A 13,983-nucleotide genomic window follows, 5' to 3' on the forward strand; every position below is an offset into this window, starting at 1 on the left:
GCTGCGCTGCATAGACCCGCAGCACCCCCAAAGGATGGCTTCCGTGACGTTCAAGGCTGAGTACATCTGGATCGACGGCACCGAGCCGACCGCCAAGCTCCGTTCCAAGACGAAGATCATGCCCGGTTCCCCCTCGTCCGACGTGGCGGAGCTGCCCATCTGGGGCTTCGACGGGTCGAGCACCAACCAGGCCGAGGGCCACGCCTCCGACCGGGTGCTGAAGCCGGTCTTCACCTGCCCGGACCCGATCCGCGGCGGTGACGACGTCCTGGTCCTGTGCGAGGTCTTCAACATCGACATGACCGCGCACGAGTCCAACACGCGGGCCGCGCTGCGTCCGGTCGCCGAGCAGTTCGCGGGCCAGGAGCCGGTCTTCGGCATCGAGCAGGAGTACACCTTCTTCGACGGCGACCGGCCGCTCGGCTTCCCCGTGGGCGGCTTCCCGGCCGCGCAGGGCGGGTACTACTGCGGCGTCGGCGCGGACGAGATCTTCGGCCGTGACATCGTCGAGAAGCACCTCGACAACTGCCTGAAGGCGGGCCTGGCGATCTCCGGCATCAACGCCGAGGTCATGCCCGGTCAGTGGGAGTTCCAGGTCGGGCCGGTCTCCCCGCTGGAGGTCTCCGACCAGCTGTGGATCGCCCGCTGGCTGCTCTACCGCACCGCCGAGGACTTCAACGTCTCCGCGACCCTCGACCCCAAGCCGGTCAAGGGCGACTGGAACGGCGCGGGCGCGCACACCAACTTCTCCACCAAGGCGATGCGCGAGGGTTACGACGCGATCATCACCGCGTGCGAGTCGCTGGGCGAGGGCTCGAAGCCGATGGACCACGTCAAGAACTACGGCGCGGGCATCGACGACCGTCTGACGGGTCTGCACGAGACCGCCCCGTGGAACGAGTACAGCTACGGCGTCTCCAACCGCGGTGCCTCGGTCCGTATCCCGTGGCAGGTCGAGCAGGACCAGAAGGGCTACATCGAGGACCGCCGCCCGAACGCCAACGTCGACCCGTACGTCGTCACGCGGCTGATCGTCGACACCTGCTGCTCCGCGCTGGAGAAGGCCGACCAGGTCTGATCCCGGAGCAGTAACGCAGCTACGAGGGGCGCCCGCCGGTCATCCGGCGGGCGCCCCTTCGGCATGCCCGGGGCGTTGCCGGTGCGGTGGGCCGGGGTGATCCCGTGCCCGGTGAGCGGCGGTTGGGGGCCGGAGTGAGGAACGTAACGCAAAAGGTCCGTATCGACGGGTGAGAGAGGTCTGCTGCGGCGTCCCGTTCTCTGGTTCAATGGGGTTATGGCCAGCTTCCCGCACCACTCGACAGGTCGCAGCGACCTCGAGCCTTTCTGGCCCTCCCGTCAGCATCACGACTTCGACCGGGTGTGTTGCCGCGCGTTGAACGCGCTGGCCCTCTAAAGCCGCTCACCCCGGTCTTCGGTCCGCGCGCACGCAGCAAGTCCGTCCACAGACGACTCCTTCGCGCGAAAGAGCTGACCCTCATGGCGAACACTCGTACCTTCTCCGCCGCAGCCGCTGCCACCGCAGCGCCGACGGCGACCGCTGCGGCCGCCTCCGCCCGTCCCCTCTCCCCCCACCGGCACCGGCTGCGTGCCGTCGCTCCCGACGAGGTCGTCCGGCCGGCCGATATCGCCACCTTCCTGACGCCGGGCGCGACCTGGCTGCCCGCACCCCAGCACACCCTGCCGGCGCTGCCGGGCCGGCCGCCGATGGTCGGCTACCTGGTGCTCGTCCCCGCCGACCAGCAGCCGGCCCTCGCCGCGGCGACTGCCGGGGCCGCCCTGGCCGGCCGGTTCGCCGTGCCGGAACCGCTGGAGGAGCCGGGGGCCGGGCCGGTGCGCATCGACTCCGTCCAGCGCACCGCTTCGGTGAACGGCAGCGCACTCGACCTCACCTACCTGGAGTTCGAGCTGCTCTCCCATCTGGTGGCGCACCCGCACCGGGTGCACTCCCGGGACCAGTTGGTGACGACGGTCTGGGGCTACGGGCACGTGGGCGACGGGCGTACCGTCGACGTCCACATCGCGCGGCTGCGCCGCAAGCTGGGCGCCGAGCACCGCCGGTCGATCCAGACGGTGCGGCGCGTCGGTTACAAGTACACGCCCTGATCGCACCCGAATCGGCCCCGGCTCCGGTGATGTTCCGGAGCCGGGGCCGCTTCATGCCCGGCCGGGGCGGGCCCAGCCCCTCAGCCCCTCGGCCCCGTTCCCACCGTTCCATCCGCCATCGCCGCGGGAGCGGGTTCCGGCTCCGGCTCGCTGTGGTCCAGGCTCGGCAGCCGGGTCAGGGCGCGCGGGGTCCGCCAGTTCCGCTCCCCCAGCAGAGCCATCACGGAGGGCAGCAGCACCATCCGTACGATCGTGGCGTCCAGCAGCACCGCGACGGCCAGGCCGACGCCCATCTGCTGCATGTCCTGCATGGACAGCGTCCCGAAGACCGAGAACACCGCCACCATGATCACGGCCGCGCCGGTCACCGCGCCTGCCGTGCGCCGGATGCCCTCGTCGATCGCGGCCCGGGTGGACAGACCGCGGCCATGGGCCTCACGGATCCGGGAGACCACGAAGACGTGGTAGTCCATCGAGAGCCCGAACAGGACGACCAGGACGAACAGCGGCATCCAGGACTCGATCGCACCGACCCCCTCCGAGCCGATCAGCGAGGCACCCCAGCCGTGCTGGAAGACGGCGGTCATCACGCCGTAGGCGGCGGCCACGGAGAGCAGGTTGAGCAGGATCGAGGTCACGGCGATGACATAGCTGCGGAAGCAGAACAGCATCAGCAGGAACGTCACCGCGGTGATGAAGAGGAAGACGGGCACGATGCCGCGCTTCAGCTGGTCGTTGAAGTCCACCGAACCGGCCACCTCACCGGTCACATAGGCACGGGCGCCCGTGCCGTCGAACGCTGCCGGCAGCCGGTCCTCGCGCAGGCCGGCCAGGTCGGCCTCGCCGCCGGGCAGCGGGACCTCGATCTCCGCGACGTTCTGCGCCCGGTGGACGGTCACCTTGTCGAAGCCGGCAAGCGCCTTGCGTACGGCGGGTGCCGCGATGTCGTCGGCCTCCACGACCACCTGGGCGGGATCGGGACCGCCGGGGAAGGTCTCGCTGATGTGCCGGTAGGCGACCGAGAGTTCGGAGTCCGAGCCGAACTGCTTTTCCAGGCCCAGCTCTTCGGTCTTCATGCCGAGGGCGGGCGCGGCCAGGACGAGCAGGACGACGACCGAGACGGCGGCGAAGAACTTCGGCTTGGACAGGACGGGCCGCAGCAGCTTGCCGGCGATCCTGCCGCTCTCCTTCTTGCCCCGCTTGTTGCGCCGGTTCAGCAGCGGCACACGTCCGGCGTCGACCCGGTCGCCCAGCCAGGACAGCAGCGCGGGCAGCACCGTCACGGAGCCCAGCATGGCGATGAAGACCACGATGATCGTGGCGAGGGCGAAGCCCTTGAACAGCATCAGCCCGGACAGGAACATGCCGGCCATCGCGACCATGACGGTCAGCCCGGACACGAGTACGGCCCGGCCGCTGGTCGCCGCGGCGATCCGCAGCGCCGTCTCGGCGTCGCGCCCGGCGGCCCGCTCGTCACGCTCGCGCCGCAGGTAGAAGAGGCAGTAGTCGACGCCGACGGCGAAGCCCATCAGGAACATCACGGAGTACGTGGTCTGGAAGAGGTGGAGCTGGTGGCTGGCGAGCGAGAGCAGTCCGAAGGCGGCCATGCACGCGGTCAGCGCGAGTCCCACGGGCAGCAGCGCCGCGACGACGGCGCCGAAGGCGACCAGCAGGATGCCGAGCGCCAGGGGTACGGCGGTGAACTCGGCCTGCTTGAAATCCTCGGAGAGCAGGTCGCCGAGCCACTTGCCGGCGCTGGCCTCGCCGAACTGGTGGACCGTGACGTCCGTCCGGTCCTCGCGGACCCCGGCCACGGCGTCCAGGACGGGCTGTACCCGGTCGGCGGAGGTGGCCGCGTCGCCCTTCATCTCGAAGGTGATCAGTGCGTCCTTGCCGTCCTTGGAGGGGACGGGCGCGGCGAGACCGGTCACCTCGCCGGTCTTCCCGATGGCCGTGGAGAGCTCGCGCGCCGCCGTCCGCCAGCCGTCGGGCTCCGCGGCCGACACCATGACCAGCTCGCCCGCGCGGTGGCTCAGGCCGGCGTCGGAGAGGATCTGCTCGGCGCGGGCCGAGTCGCCGGCGCCGTTCTCCGCGTCCGTCATCTCGACCATGCCCGACGCGCCGCCGATGCCCGCGGCGAGTACGACGAAGAGCAGCCAGCCGAGAATGGCCGTCTTGCGATGGTGTGCGCTCCACACACCGATACGTGCCGCGAGGTTACGCCTCATGGCGTGTTCGCCCCCTGAAGTAGATGTCTGACCGGACTCCTTCGAATCTAGGAATTCCGGGCCCGCCGCCCCAGCCGCCGAAGCCCCCACTCGGCGGGACGTAGAGCGAGGTCCCGGGGGTGGTGCTGGGTACACCCCCACCGGGTGGCGGGACGGCTGACGCGCCCGGCGTCCGACGGGTCAGACTGGGTGCGGACCGGGGCCGGCACGACGGCCCGGCAACCCCGGCGAGGAAAGAGGGACCAGGATGAACGCGAAACAGGGACGGATACGGGCAGCGCTGCTGGCCGCGGGGCGCGGGCTGGTGCTGTCGGTCACCGCGCTGGCGGGGTCGGTCACGCTGTTCGCGCTGACGCTGGTCTCGATCGTCCTCATCCCGCTGGGCATCGGCCTGGTCACCACCCCCCAGTTGCTGGCGGCGGTCCGCAAGCACGCCAATCAGCGCCGGCTGCTGGCCATCACCTGGTCGGACGTGCGTATCCCGGTCCCGTACCGGCCGCTCCCGAAGGATGTGCGCAGCGGCTTCACCGGGCAGGTGGAGCGGACCACGCTGATGCTGAAGGACCCGGCGACCTGGCGGGACATGCAGTGGCTGGTGGTCGACATGTCGGCCGGCTCCGTGGTGGCGTTGCTGGCGGCAACGCTGATGATCTACCCGGTGGAGGGGTTCGTCCTGGCGGCGGGTCTGTGGCGGGTCTTCACGGACGACCGGTACTGGTACACGTTCGTCCCCGTCGACAGTCAGGCGACGGGGCTGGCCGCCGCCGCGGTCGGCGTGGCGTTCTTCGCGGCCGGTGTGGCGCTGAGCGAGCGGCTCCTGCGGGCGCACTTCCTGCTCGCCCGCTCGGTGCTGGCCCCCACCCATGAGCAGGAACTGGCCCTGCGCATCGACCGGCTGACCGAGACCCGGCACGAGGCGGTGGACACCGCCGCGTCGGAACTGCGGCGCATCGAGCGGGACCTGCACGACGGGGCGCAGGCGCGGCTGGTCGCCATGGGCATGAACCTGGGCACGATCGAGGCCTTGATCGAGAAGGACCCGGCGCAGGCGAAGAAGCTGCTGGCGATGGCCCGCGAGTCGTCGGCCGAAGCCCTCACGGAGCTGCGCGATCTCGTGCGCGGCATCCATCCGCCGGTGCTCGCCGAGCGTGGACTGGGGGACGCGGTCAGGGCGCTGGCGCTGCGGCTGCCCATCCCGTCCGAGGTGGATGTGGAGCTGGACGGCCGGGCCGAGGCCCCGGTCGAGTCGGCGGCGTACTTCGCGGTCAGTGAGACCCTGACGAACGCGGCGAAGCACTCCGGGGCGGACCGGATCTGGGTGGACCTGCACCATGCCGGCGGCATGCTGCGGATCTCGGTCACCGACAACGGAAAGGGCGGTGCGTCGGCCGGATCGGGCTCGGGCCTGAGCGGAATCGAACGGCGACTCGGTACATTCGACGGCATCATGGCCGTCAGCAGCCCCGCGGGCGGTCCCACCATGGTGACCATGGAGATCCCTTGCGAGTTGTCCTAGCCGAAGATCTCTTCCTGTTGCGCGACGGCCTGGTCCGCATGCTGGAGGCGTACGACTTCGAGATCGCGGCCGCCGTCGAGACCGGGCCCGAACTCACCAGAGCACTCGCCGAGTTGAAGCCGGACGTCGCCGTTGTCGACGTCCGGCTTCCGCCGTCCCACACCGACGAGGGGCTTCAGTGCGCACTCGCGGCCCGGCGGGCCAGGCCGGGCCTGCCGGTGCTGGTGCTCTCCCAGCACGTCGAGCAGTTGTACGCGCGCGAGCTGCTGGCGGACGGCAACGGGGCGATCGGCTATCTGCTGAAGGACCGGGTGTTCGACGCCGACCAGTTCATCGACGCGGTGCGCCGGGTCGCGGCGGGCGGCACCGCGATGGACCCGCAGGTGATCTCACAGCTGCTGTCGCGGCGTTCGCAGGACAAGCCGATGGGCGGGCTGACGCCGAGGGAGCGGGAGGTCATGGAGCTGATGGCCCAGGGCCGTTCGAACGCGGCGATCGCCTCGCAGATGGTGATCACGGAGCGGGCGGTGGCCAAGCACACCTCGAACATCTTCGGGAAGCTCGGCCTGCCGCCCTCCGACGACGACAACCGCCGCGTTCTCGCGGTGCTCGCGTATCTGGACCGGGGTTAGGGCCTCTCGCTCGGATCATGCCGGGTCCGCGGTGGGCGGCGCGGGGTTCGCGCGTCCGGGCCGGAGTCAGGACCGGTCAGGACGCGCGGACCCCGGGCCGGGTCAGGAGGTGGCCGGAGCCGGTGCCGTGGTCAGGTGCAGGGTCGTGGCGCCCAGGTGCGGCTTCGCCCTGGATTCCAGCACCTCGACCCGGACCGCCGACGCGGTGACGGCGGCGGGGAGCGGCAGGATGCGCTCGTGGCCGATGGTGGTGCCTTCGGCGATCCGCTGCCACGTTCCGTCGATCCTCGCCTCCACGGCGAACTTCTCCACCCGCTGTCCGTGCCGGATGTCCTCGCGGACCGCCACGCGGTCGAAGGTGTACGGTCCCGGGCCCTGCTCGCGCAGACCGGAGCCGTAGATCCGGCGCAGGTCGGCACCGAAGGCGGTCAGGGACGCGACGTCCGCGTCGGCGATCCGCCCGTCGGGCGCGGGCGGGACGTTGAGCAGGAGCGAGGCGTTGCGGCCGACGCTCTTCTCGTACAGGTTCATCAACTGCGCCGGGGTCTTGGGCTGTTCGTTCTGGTGGTAGAACCAGCCGGGCCGGTTGGAGACGTCCGCCTCGGCCGGGTACCACTGGAGGTAGTTGACGCCCGGGGCGAGGAGCTTGGTCCGGGAGCCGATGTCGGCGTCGGTCGAGTCATTGGGGAGACTGCCGAGCCCGGTCCACGGGTCGGTGGTGTGCGGGGTGACGCTCCACTCGGTCTCCCGGGCGACGCCGGACTCGTTGCCGACCCAGCGGACGCCCTGCGGGCCCTGGAAGACGACGGTGTTCGGCGACAGCGCCTTGACCATGTCGAACCACTGCTTGACGTCGTACTTCTGGGTGATGCCGGAGCCGGACCAGGGGTTGGCGCCGTCGAGCCAGAGCTCCTCGACCGGGCCGTACTGGGTGAAGATCTCGTAGAGCTGGTTGAGGTAGTACGCGTCGTAGTCGTCGGCCCGCACCTTGAACGTGGGCAGCTTGCCGCTCTTCACGCGGGCCGCGCGGTCGTCGCCGGGGACGAGGGTGGGGATGGTGCGCTCGGTGACGGCGCTGCCGTTGCCGAAGCGGCCCTGACCGGCGGGGGCGCGGTCGCCGTCCTCCAGCGCCATCCGCTCCGGCAGGCTCAGGGGTTTGCCCTCGGCCTGCTTGGCGCGGATCTTCTCGACCCACTCGGCGTGCCAGGCGTGCGGGAGTTCGGCGCCGTCGGAGGGCGAGAGATAGAGGCCGACCTTCAGGCCCGCCTTGCGGGCGGCCTTCACATAGGCGGCGACCACATCGGGGCTGCCCGGACTGAGGGCGACCGAGTGGTCGGTGTAGCGGCTCGGGTACAGGACGAATCCGTCGTGGTGCTTGACGGTGAGCATGACCTGCTCGACGCCTGCGGCCTTGTAGGCGCTCATCCACTGGTCGGCGTCGATGCTCTTCGGGGCGAAGAGCTTCTCGTCCTCCGTGCCGGAGCCCCATTCACGGTTGGTGAAGGTGTTCATCCCGAAGTGCGTGAAGGCGGTGACCTCCCGCTGCTGCCAGGCAAGTTGGCCGGGCGTGGGGACGATGTTCGCCGCCTTCTCGATGATCCGGTCGGGGCTGTCGCACGCGTCGACCGTCATCTGCGACGCGGGTCTCACGGGCGCGCCGCACGGGGTGGCGGGCGAGGCGGACGGCCGGGGTGCCGGTTGCTGCGCCGTGGCCTGTACGGGGATGAGCGCGGCGGCGGCCGCCAGTGCGAGCGCGCTGAGCACATGGGTGCGTCGTGCCATGGTTCCCTCCCATTCACGACCACAAGTGGTCGGATCTCTCGGGTGCCGACGCGTGCATGGTGCCGCACGAAGTGCCCCACGGGAAGGGTGCGCGCTACATACGTCCTATCTCTCGACCGTAAAGTCCAAGTCCACACAGGCCCGTTCAGCCGTTGGACGAACGACTCCAAGCGGTACGGCAGTTCACCCTGACCGTCCTCGCGACGAGCGGGGCCGTCGACGACGACACGCTCCAGTCGTTCCTGGCACACGGGTACACCTCCCGCAACGCGCTGGAAGTGGTCCTGGGGATCGGCACCTATACCATGACGACCCTGGCCAACCGGATGACGGACGCCCCGATCGATCACCAACTGGCCCGGTTCGCCTGATACTTGCGCCTGGCGGATTGCGCGGGTGGCAGCGGCCGCCGGGGCCGCCCGGAGTGACCATCGGATGATTCGCTCGTTCTGCTGAATGTGCGCCCACAGTCAGAGGTACCGCCAGCCGCCGCCCCGGTCGATGCGGAGCGGGCCGAGTCTGCGCTCCTGGAGCACTACCCGCGGCTGGCGCGCATCGGCTATCTCGTCCTGCCGCCCTCCCTGGGCCGGAGCCGGCGCGTGCTCACCGCCCACGCCCTGGCCCAGCGCTCGCTGCAGGCCGCGCACCGAACCGGGACGGCGGACGGCGCACTCCCGCCGCCCCGCCACCCCGGCCGCACGGAGGAGGCCGGTCCCGGATACGCGTACGTCCGGCGGGAGGTGCTGCGCGGTGCGCTGGCCGCGGGCCTGCCGCGCCGCCTTCGGTGCCGGCCGCACCGCGTGCAGCTGCCTCCCGTCCTTCCGCTGGCCTGGGGGCTGCGGCTGTTCCCGCACTCGGGCGGGGCCGATGAACTCGCCCTGGAGCAGCGGCTGTCGGAGATCGGTCCGGGGGCCCGCGCCGTGTTCGTGCTGCGTGGCCTGGAGGGGCTGGCGGACGGGGAGGTCCGGCGGGAGCTGGCCGCTGCGGGGGTGGCGGATCCGCATGCGGCGCTGACGGAGGCGGACGGAGTGTCCGCCCCGTACGCGCTGCTGCTGTCGCCCGAGTTCGATCCCTGCTCGCTCCAGGCCAGGCCGCCGGATCTGCCGCGCCGCCGCAGATATGCCAGGGCGGCGGTGGCGGCGGTCGCGGCGCTGCTGGTGTGCGGGGCGCTGCTGGGGCTGCCGGGTGACGGCTGGGGGCACGGTGCGCCGTCCGCACCGCTGTACGCGCGCAATCCGGCCGCCGAAGCGGCCCTGGATCCGGGGGCGCTGCGGGTGGTGCCGGCGACGTTCTGGCGGCGCTCGCCGCGTACCGATTTCACCGCCTGGCCCACCCGGGGCGACCGTACCGAGGACACCCGGCTGCTGCGGCGGGCGCTGGCTGTCTGGGCGCGGCCGGGCACCGGGGTGCGGACGTCGGCGACGCCGCGGACGCCCGCGGGGCCGCCGATGGGGGCGCCGCAGCTGCTGTACGCGGGTGAGGTGGGTGCGTCGGCGGTGGTGCTGTTCTACGACGGGCTGCGCGTCGTGCGGTACGCGGAGCCCCGGAACGCCGACCCGTCCAAGGGCGCGGTGCTCGACTTCGCCCGGGTCGACGGGGCGGACGTGACTTCGGCGGGCGCCCTGGTGGTGGACCGGGCGCACGGCAGGGTCCGGTATCTGACGGCGCCCTGGGTGCGGAGCGTACGGGTACGGGATCTGCTCGCTCCGGACCGGGCGCCGCGTGCGCTGCACCGCTCCCGCGACGGCGTGACCGCCCCGCTGACCAGCCCGGCGACCGCTTCCGGCTGCCGGGCCTGGGACGCCCTCGAACTGGCCGACGCCGCGGCGGTGCGGCTGGTCACGGATCTGGGGGAACTCGCCCCGGCCCGGCTGACCTCGGGCCCGCCGGCGAGAGCGCACGACGTCGCGGGGCGCGCGGAGTTCGAGAGCTGGGCGCGGACCGCCTGTCTGCTGCCGGCCGTGCGCTCGCACGGTGTGCGGTCGGTGAACTCCTGGACGTACGCGACACAGCCGCTGCCCGAGGGCAACGGCTCGGCCCAGTGGCTGTGCACCCGGGCGGAGACCTGGCGGGGCACGGGCAGCAGGGTCCTGGCCCAGTTCCAGGCACCGTCCGCGCGGCCGCCGGGCAGCAGGCCGCCGGGGGCGGTCGCGGCGCGCGCCGAGGACTCACCTGCGTGCGGGACGCGCACGCCACGGGTGCTGGCGGGCGTGCTGTGGAAGTCGCACGGCGGGCGGTGGTACGTACTGGCGGCGGGCAGTGAGCAGTTCGCCTCGCTGACCACATCGGGCGGGGTGACGGGCCGGGCGCGGGGGCGGCTGCTCGCGGTGCCCGCCGGGGCGGGCGACCGGGCCCGGCTGAACGGGCGGCTGGCGGACGGCAGCCAGGTCGGTGCGCTGCGCTGAGCGCACCGGGCCGGGGCAGGGGGCCGGACGCCGCGGCCGGATACGGGTGCAGGAATTCGGCGCACGCCTCTGTTCCCCGGGCTTACCCCTCAGTACATTGACAACATGTCTAACACGCAGCCAGCGGCGGTCGCGTCGGAGCGGACCCCGCTCAAGGCCCGTCGGGTCTCCTTCGCCTGGGACGGGACTCCCCTGCACTGGTTGCCGGGCGACCCGTTCACCACGCACACCATCAACGTCCTCCATCTGCTGCTCCCGGCCGGGGAACGCTGGTTCATCCACGTCTACCGCCAGGTGCTCCCGTACATCCATGACGAGCAACTGCGCCAGGACGTCATCGGGTTCATCGGCCAGGAGGCGATGCACTCCCAGGCCCATGACGACGTGCTGCCGCGTCTGAAGGAGCTCGGCCTCGACCCGACCCCGTACACCGCCCAGGTCGACTGGCTCTTCGAGAAGCTGCTCGGCGACCGGACGCTGCCGCCGGGCCGGGCGCGCAAGTGGTGGCTGATGGAGCGGGTGGCGACGATCGCGGCGATCGAGCACTTCACCGCGTTCCTCGGCGACTGGATCCTGAACGCCGGGGAGCTGGACCGGCGCGGCGCCGACCCCACGATGCTGGACCTGCTGCGCTGGCACGGGGCGGAGGAGGTCGAGCACCGCTCGGTCGCCTTCGATGTGTTCATGCACGTCGACGGCGGATACCGGCGGCGGCTGCGGACCTGGGCGACCGCGTTCTCCGCCCTGGTCTTCCTCTGGCAGCGCGGCACCCGGTTCTTCATGGAGAACGACCCGAGCCTGCTGGACGGCAAGGCGTCGTTCGGGCAGTTCTACCGCAGCGGGCGGCGCGGCACCCTGCCGAGCACGCCCTCGATGGTCCGCTCCATCCCGCGCTACCTGAGCCGTACGTACCACCCCTCGCAGGAGGGCAGCACGGCCCAGGCCGTGGACTACCTCACCCGCTCGCCCGCCGCGGTCGCCGCCGAGGCCCGCACGACGGAAACCGGCTGACCATGCCCCTGCCCCTCCCCCGCCTGCGTACCGTCGCCGTGCTGGCCGGCGCCGCCCTGCTCGCCAAGCGGGCGATGCGCCGGCGCATCGAGCACTCCCCGCTGTGGCCGCTGCCGGCGCTGGACGAGCCCGTGTCCGGCCGGTCGCAGCGCCGCTCCACCACCGGCCGGCGGCTGCTGATCACCGAGCGCACCACACCTGCCGACGGTGTCGTACAACTCCGCCTGGAGGGGCCGGACCTGCCGCCCTGGCAGCCCGGCGCGCATCTGGACCTGGTGCTGCCGTCCGGTCTGGTCCGCCAGTACTCCCTGTGCGGCGACCCGGCCGACACCGGCTCGTACACCGTCGCGACCCGGCTGGCCGAGGACGGGCGCGGCGGTTCCCGTGAGGTGCACGCCGTGCTGCACGAGGGCGCGGAGGCCGAGGTCCGCGGCCCGCGCAACCGCTTCCCGCTGGCCGACGCCCCCGCCCATGTCCTCGTCGCCGGCGGCATCGGCATCACTCCGATCCTGCCGATGGTGCGCGCGCTCGCCGCGTCGGGGGCCGACTGGCGGCTGCTGTACGGGGGGCGCAGCCGGGCGACGATGCCGTTCCTGGAAGAGATCGAGAAGCTGGGAGCCGACGGCGGCCGGGTCACCGTCGTCCCGCAGGACGAGGCGGGCCACCCCGACATCGCGGCGGCCCTCGCGGACGCGGCGGCGGGCACGGCGGTGCACTGCTGCGGCCCCGAGCCCCTGATGGACGCGGTCGCCGCCGCGCTCCCGCCCGGCTGCACCCTGCATCTGGAGCGCTTCGCCGCTGCGGGCACGGACGCGGCCGGCTCGGCGCCCTTCGAGGTGGAGCTGCGGCGCTCGGGCCGCACGGTCCCCGTCGCGGCCGGCCAGTCGGTGCTCGCCGCCGTGCGCGCGGAGGTGCCGCACGTCTCGTACTCCTGCGAGCAGGGCTTCTGCGGTACGTGCCAACAGCGCGTCCTGGAGGGCGAGGTCGATCACCGTGACGATCTGCTGACGGACGCGGAGCGGGACGGCGCGATGCTGATCTGTGTGTCGCGGTGCCGGGGCGAACGGCTGGTGCTGGACCTCTAAGGGCTGTCCCGTAGGGGATGCCCGAGCGGCCGGTCGGTACCCTGGTCCACATGACGACCGGGGTGCGGCGCAGGATGGGCGTCGAGGAGCGCAGGCAGCAGCTGATCGGTGTCGCGCTGGAGTTGTTCAGCCACCGCTCCCCGGACGAGGTGTCGATCGACGAGATCGCCGCCGCCGCCGGGATCTCGCGGCCGCTGGTCTACCACTACTTCCCGGGCAAGCAGAGCCTGTACGAGGCGGCGCTGCGGCGGGCCGCCGACGAGCTGTCCACCCGGTTCCTGGAACCGCGCGAAGGCCCCCTGGGCGCCCGGCTGTTGCGGGTGATGGGGCGGTTCTTCGACTTCGTCGACGAGCACGGGCCCGGCTTCGCGGCGCTGATGCGGGGCGGCCCGGCGGTGGGATCCTCGACGGCGAACGCGATGATCGACGGGGTGCGCCAGGCCGCCTGCGAGCAGATCCTGGCCCATCTGGGGGTCGATGAGCCCCCGGCCCGGCTGGAGTTGGTCGTGCGGTCGTGGGTGTCGCTCGCCGAGTCGACGGCCCTGATCTGGCTGGACGGGCGGCGGATCCCGCGTGCGGAGCTGGAGTTGCAGCTGGTGCACGACTTCGCGGCGCTGGCCGCGGTGAGCGCCGCTTACAACGAGGAGATGGCGGCCGTCGTGCTGCGGTTCCTCGCCCAGGAGCCGGCGGACGGGCCGTTCGGAGATCTGCTGGTGCGGCTCTCCTCACTGGCGCCCGCCGTGCCGGCGGTGCCTCCGCAGCGGTCGCACTGACGGGAGACCCGCGGTGCCGTCAGGTCGCCCGGCGGCGGGGTGACGGCACCGTCCGGACCTCAGTGGTTGCGGTAGGACGGGTCGAGGTCGCGCGTCTCGGCCGAGAGGTGCAGGGTCAGACCGGCAGAAGGCGTGATGTGTCCGGCGAGCAGCTCGACGACCGCTTCGGTGAGCTGCGCCCTGAGCTCGGGGGTGCGGCCGGGCAGCAGCGCGATGTCGATGTGCACGATCGCGTCGCCGCCGGGGGCGTCGGCCACCACCGTCTCCTCGACCCGGCGGAACCGGGTCTTGCAGGCGGCGGTCCTGGTGGTGACCGTCTCGGCGATCAGCGGATGCAGGGCGCTCGCGAAGCCGGGGCGGTCGAAGCTCTCGTCGAGCTCGGCGGAGTAGTCGACGGTGATCTGCGGCATGACGGGCTCCTGAACAG

General features: G+C 72.0%; 11 protein-coding genes and 2 pseudogenes. 9 read left to right on the forward strand and 4 right to left on the reverse strand.

Annotated elements, in window-relative coordinates; genetic code table 11:
* Window positions 1-34 precede the first annotated feature (34 nt).
* A pseudogene (gene glnII / locus OG782_RS09935) lies at window positions 35-1,048 on the forward strand (glutamine synthetase); the annotation flags it as partial.
* Here glnII and OG782_RS09940 read toward each other — a convergent pair.
* On the reverse strand, window positions 1,020-1,097 hold the full coding sequence (locus OG782_RS09940) for a phage DNA packaging protein J (protein ID WP_406458963.1): 78 nt from the start codon (window positions 1,095-1,097) through the stop codon (window positions 1,020-1,022). The pseudogene glnII and the gene OG782_RS09940 sit on opposite strands and share 29 nt — an antisense overlap.
* Before the next feature lie 400 nt (window positions 1,098-1,497).
* Here OG782_RS09940 and OG782_RS09945 point away from each other — a divergent pair, with 400 nt between their 5' ends.
* A complete protein-coding gene (locus OG782_RS09945; RefSeq protein ID WP_406449409.1) occupies window positions 1,498-2,124 on the forward strand; it encodes a winged helix-turn-helix domain-containing protein in 627 nt (208 codons plus the stop codon).
* 80 nt (window positions 2,125-2,204) lie between these two features.
* Here the strand turns inward: OG782_RS09945 and OG782_RS09950 are convergent, their stop codons facing one another.
* A complete protein-coding gene (locus OG782_RS09950) occupies window positions 2,205-4,352 on the reverse strand; it encodes an MMPL family transporter (protein WP_406449411.1) in 2,148 nt (715 codons plus the stop codon).
* Between the two features lie 247 nt (window positions 4,353-4,599).
* On the opposite strand from OG782_RS09950, the gene OG782_RS09955 reads away from it, so the two are divergent.
* Together OG782_RS09955 and OG782_RS09960 are read left to right on the forward strand one after the other, a co-directional pair.
* Entirely contained in the window at window positions 4,600-5,868 is a 1,269-nt protein-coding gene (locus OG782_RS09955; protein ID WP_406449413.1) for a sensor histidine kinase, read from the forward strand.
* Window positions 5,853-6,500: a response regulator transcription factor gene (locus OG782_RS09960; RefSeq protein ID WP_266777956.1), complete on the forward strand. Its 648-nt coding sequence runs from the start codon at window positions 5,853-5,855 to the stop codon at window positions 6,498-6,500. The genes OG782_RS09955 and OG782_RS09960 overlap by 16 nt, the downstream gene beginning before the upstream one ends.
* Before the next feature lie 102 nt (window positions 6,501-6,602).
* Here OG782_RS09960 and OG782_RS09965 read toward each other — a convergent pair whose 3' ends face one another.
* Entirely contained in the window at window positions 6,603-8,282 is a 1,680-nt protein-coding gene (locus tag OG782_RS09965) for an alpha-L-fucosidase (protein ID WP_406449415.1), read from the reverse strand.
* A 155-nt stretch (window positions 8,283-8,437) separates the two neighbouring features.
* Between OG782_RS09965 and OG782_RS09970 the strand changes: the two are divergent.
* The 5 genes and pseudogenes from OG782_RS09970 to OG782_RS09990 all read left to right on the forward strand — a co-directional run.
* Window positions 8,438-8,653 (forward strand): annotated as a pseudogene (locus OG782_RS09970) (carboxymuconolactone decarboxylase family protein); the annotation flags it as partial.
* 87 nt (window positions 8,654-8,740) lie between these two features.
* Window positions 8,741-10,687 carry a hypothetical protein gene (locus OG782_RS09975; RefSeq protein ID WP_406449417.1) on the forward strand — a complete coding sequence of 649 codons (1,947 nt, stop codon included), beginning with the start codon at window positions 8,741-8,743 and terminating at the stop codon, window positions 10,685-10,687.
* Window positions 10,688-10,792: 105 nt separating this feature from the next.
* Window positions 10,793-11,698, forward strand: coding sequence for a metal-dependent hydrolase (locus OG782_RS09980; RefSeq protein WP_406449419.1), 906 nt, complete (start codon window positions 10,793-10,795; stop codon window positions 11,696-11,698).
* An 8-nt stretch (window positions 11,699-11,706) separates the two neighbouring features.
* On the forward strand, window positions 11,707-12,783 hold the full coding sequence (locus OG782_RS09985; protein ID WP_406458965.1) for a PDR/VanB family oxidoreductase: 1,077 nt from the start codon (window positions 11,707-11,709) through the stop codon (window positions 12,781-12,783).
* A gap of 50 nt (window positions 12,784-12,833) precedes the next feature.
* Window positions 12,834-13,556, forward strand: coding sequence for a TetR/AcrR family transcriptional regulator (locus tag OG782_RS09990; RefSeq protein ID WP_406449421.1), 723 nt, complete (start codon window positions 12,834-12,836; stop codon window positions 13,554-13,556).
* A gap of 59 nt (window positions 13,557-13,615) precedes the next feature.
* Here OG782_RS09990 and OG782_RS09995 read toward each other — a convergent pair whose 3' ends face one another.
* The gene (locus tag OG782_RS09995; protein WP_406449423.1) at window positions 13,616-13,966 is read right to left on the reverse strand and encodes a 5-carboxymethyl-2-hydroxymuconate Delta-isomerase; all 351 of its coding nucleotides are present in this window, start codon (window positions 13,964-13,966) and stop codon (window positions 13,616-13,618) included.
* Between the last annotated feature and the right edge of the window lie 17 nt (window positions 13,967-13,983).

This window comes from Streptomyces sp. NBC_00876 (genome assembly GCF_045207435.1).
Lineage (GTDB): Bacteria > Actinomycetota > Actinomycetes > Streptomycetales > Streptomycetaceae > Streptomyces.

Excerpts from the sequence above, each read along its gene's own strand:
- OG782_RS09945 (WP_406449409.1), top strand. The coding sequence starts at position 1,498 with ATGGCGAACACTCGTACCTTCTCCGCCGCAGCCGCTGCCACCGCAGCG.
- OG782_RS09950 (WP_406449411.1), bottom strand. The coding sequence starts at position 4,352 with ATGAGGCGTAACCTCGCGGCACGTATCGGTGTGTGGAGCGCACACCAT.
- OG782_RS09955 (WP_406449413.1), top strand. The coding sequence starts at position 4,600 with ATGAACGCGAAACAGGGACGGATACGGGCAGCGCTGCTGGCCGCGGGG.
- OG782_RS09965 (WP_406449415.1), bottom strand. The coding sequence starts at position 8,282 with ATGGCACGACGCACCCATGTGCTCAGCGCGCTCGCACTGGCGGCCGCC.
- OG782_RS09980 (WP_406449419.1), top strand. The coding sequence starts at position 10,793 with ATGTCTAACACGCAGCCAGCGGCGGTCGCGTCGGAGCGGACCCCGCTC.
- OG782_RS09990 (WP_406449421.1), top strand. The coding sequence starts at position 12,834 with ATGACGACCGGGGTGCGGCGCAGGATGGGCGTCGAGGAGCGCAGGCAG.
- OG782_RS09995 (WP_406449423.1), bottom strand. The coding sequence starts at position 13,966 with ATGCCGCAGATCACCGTCGACTACTCCGCCGAGCTCGACGAGAGCTTC.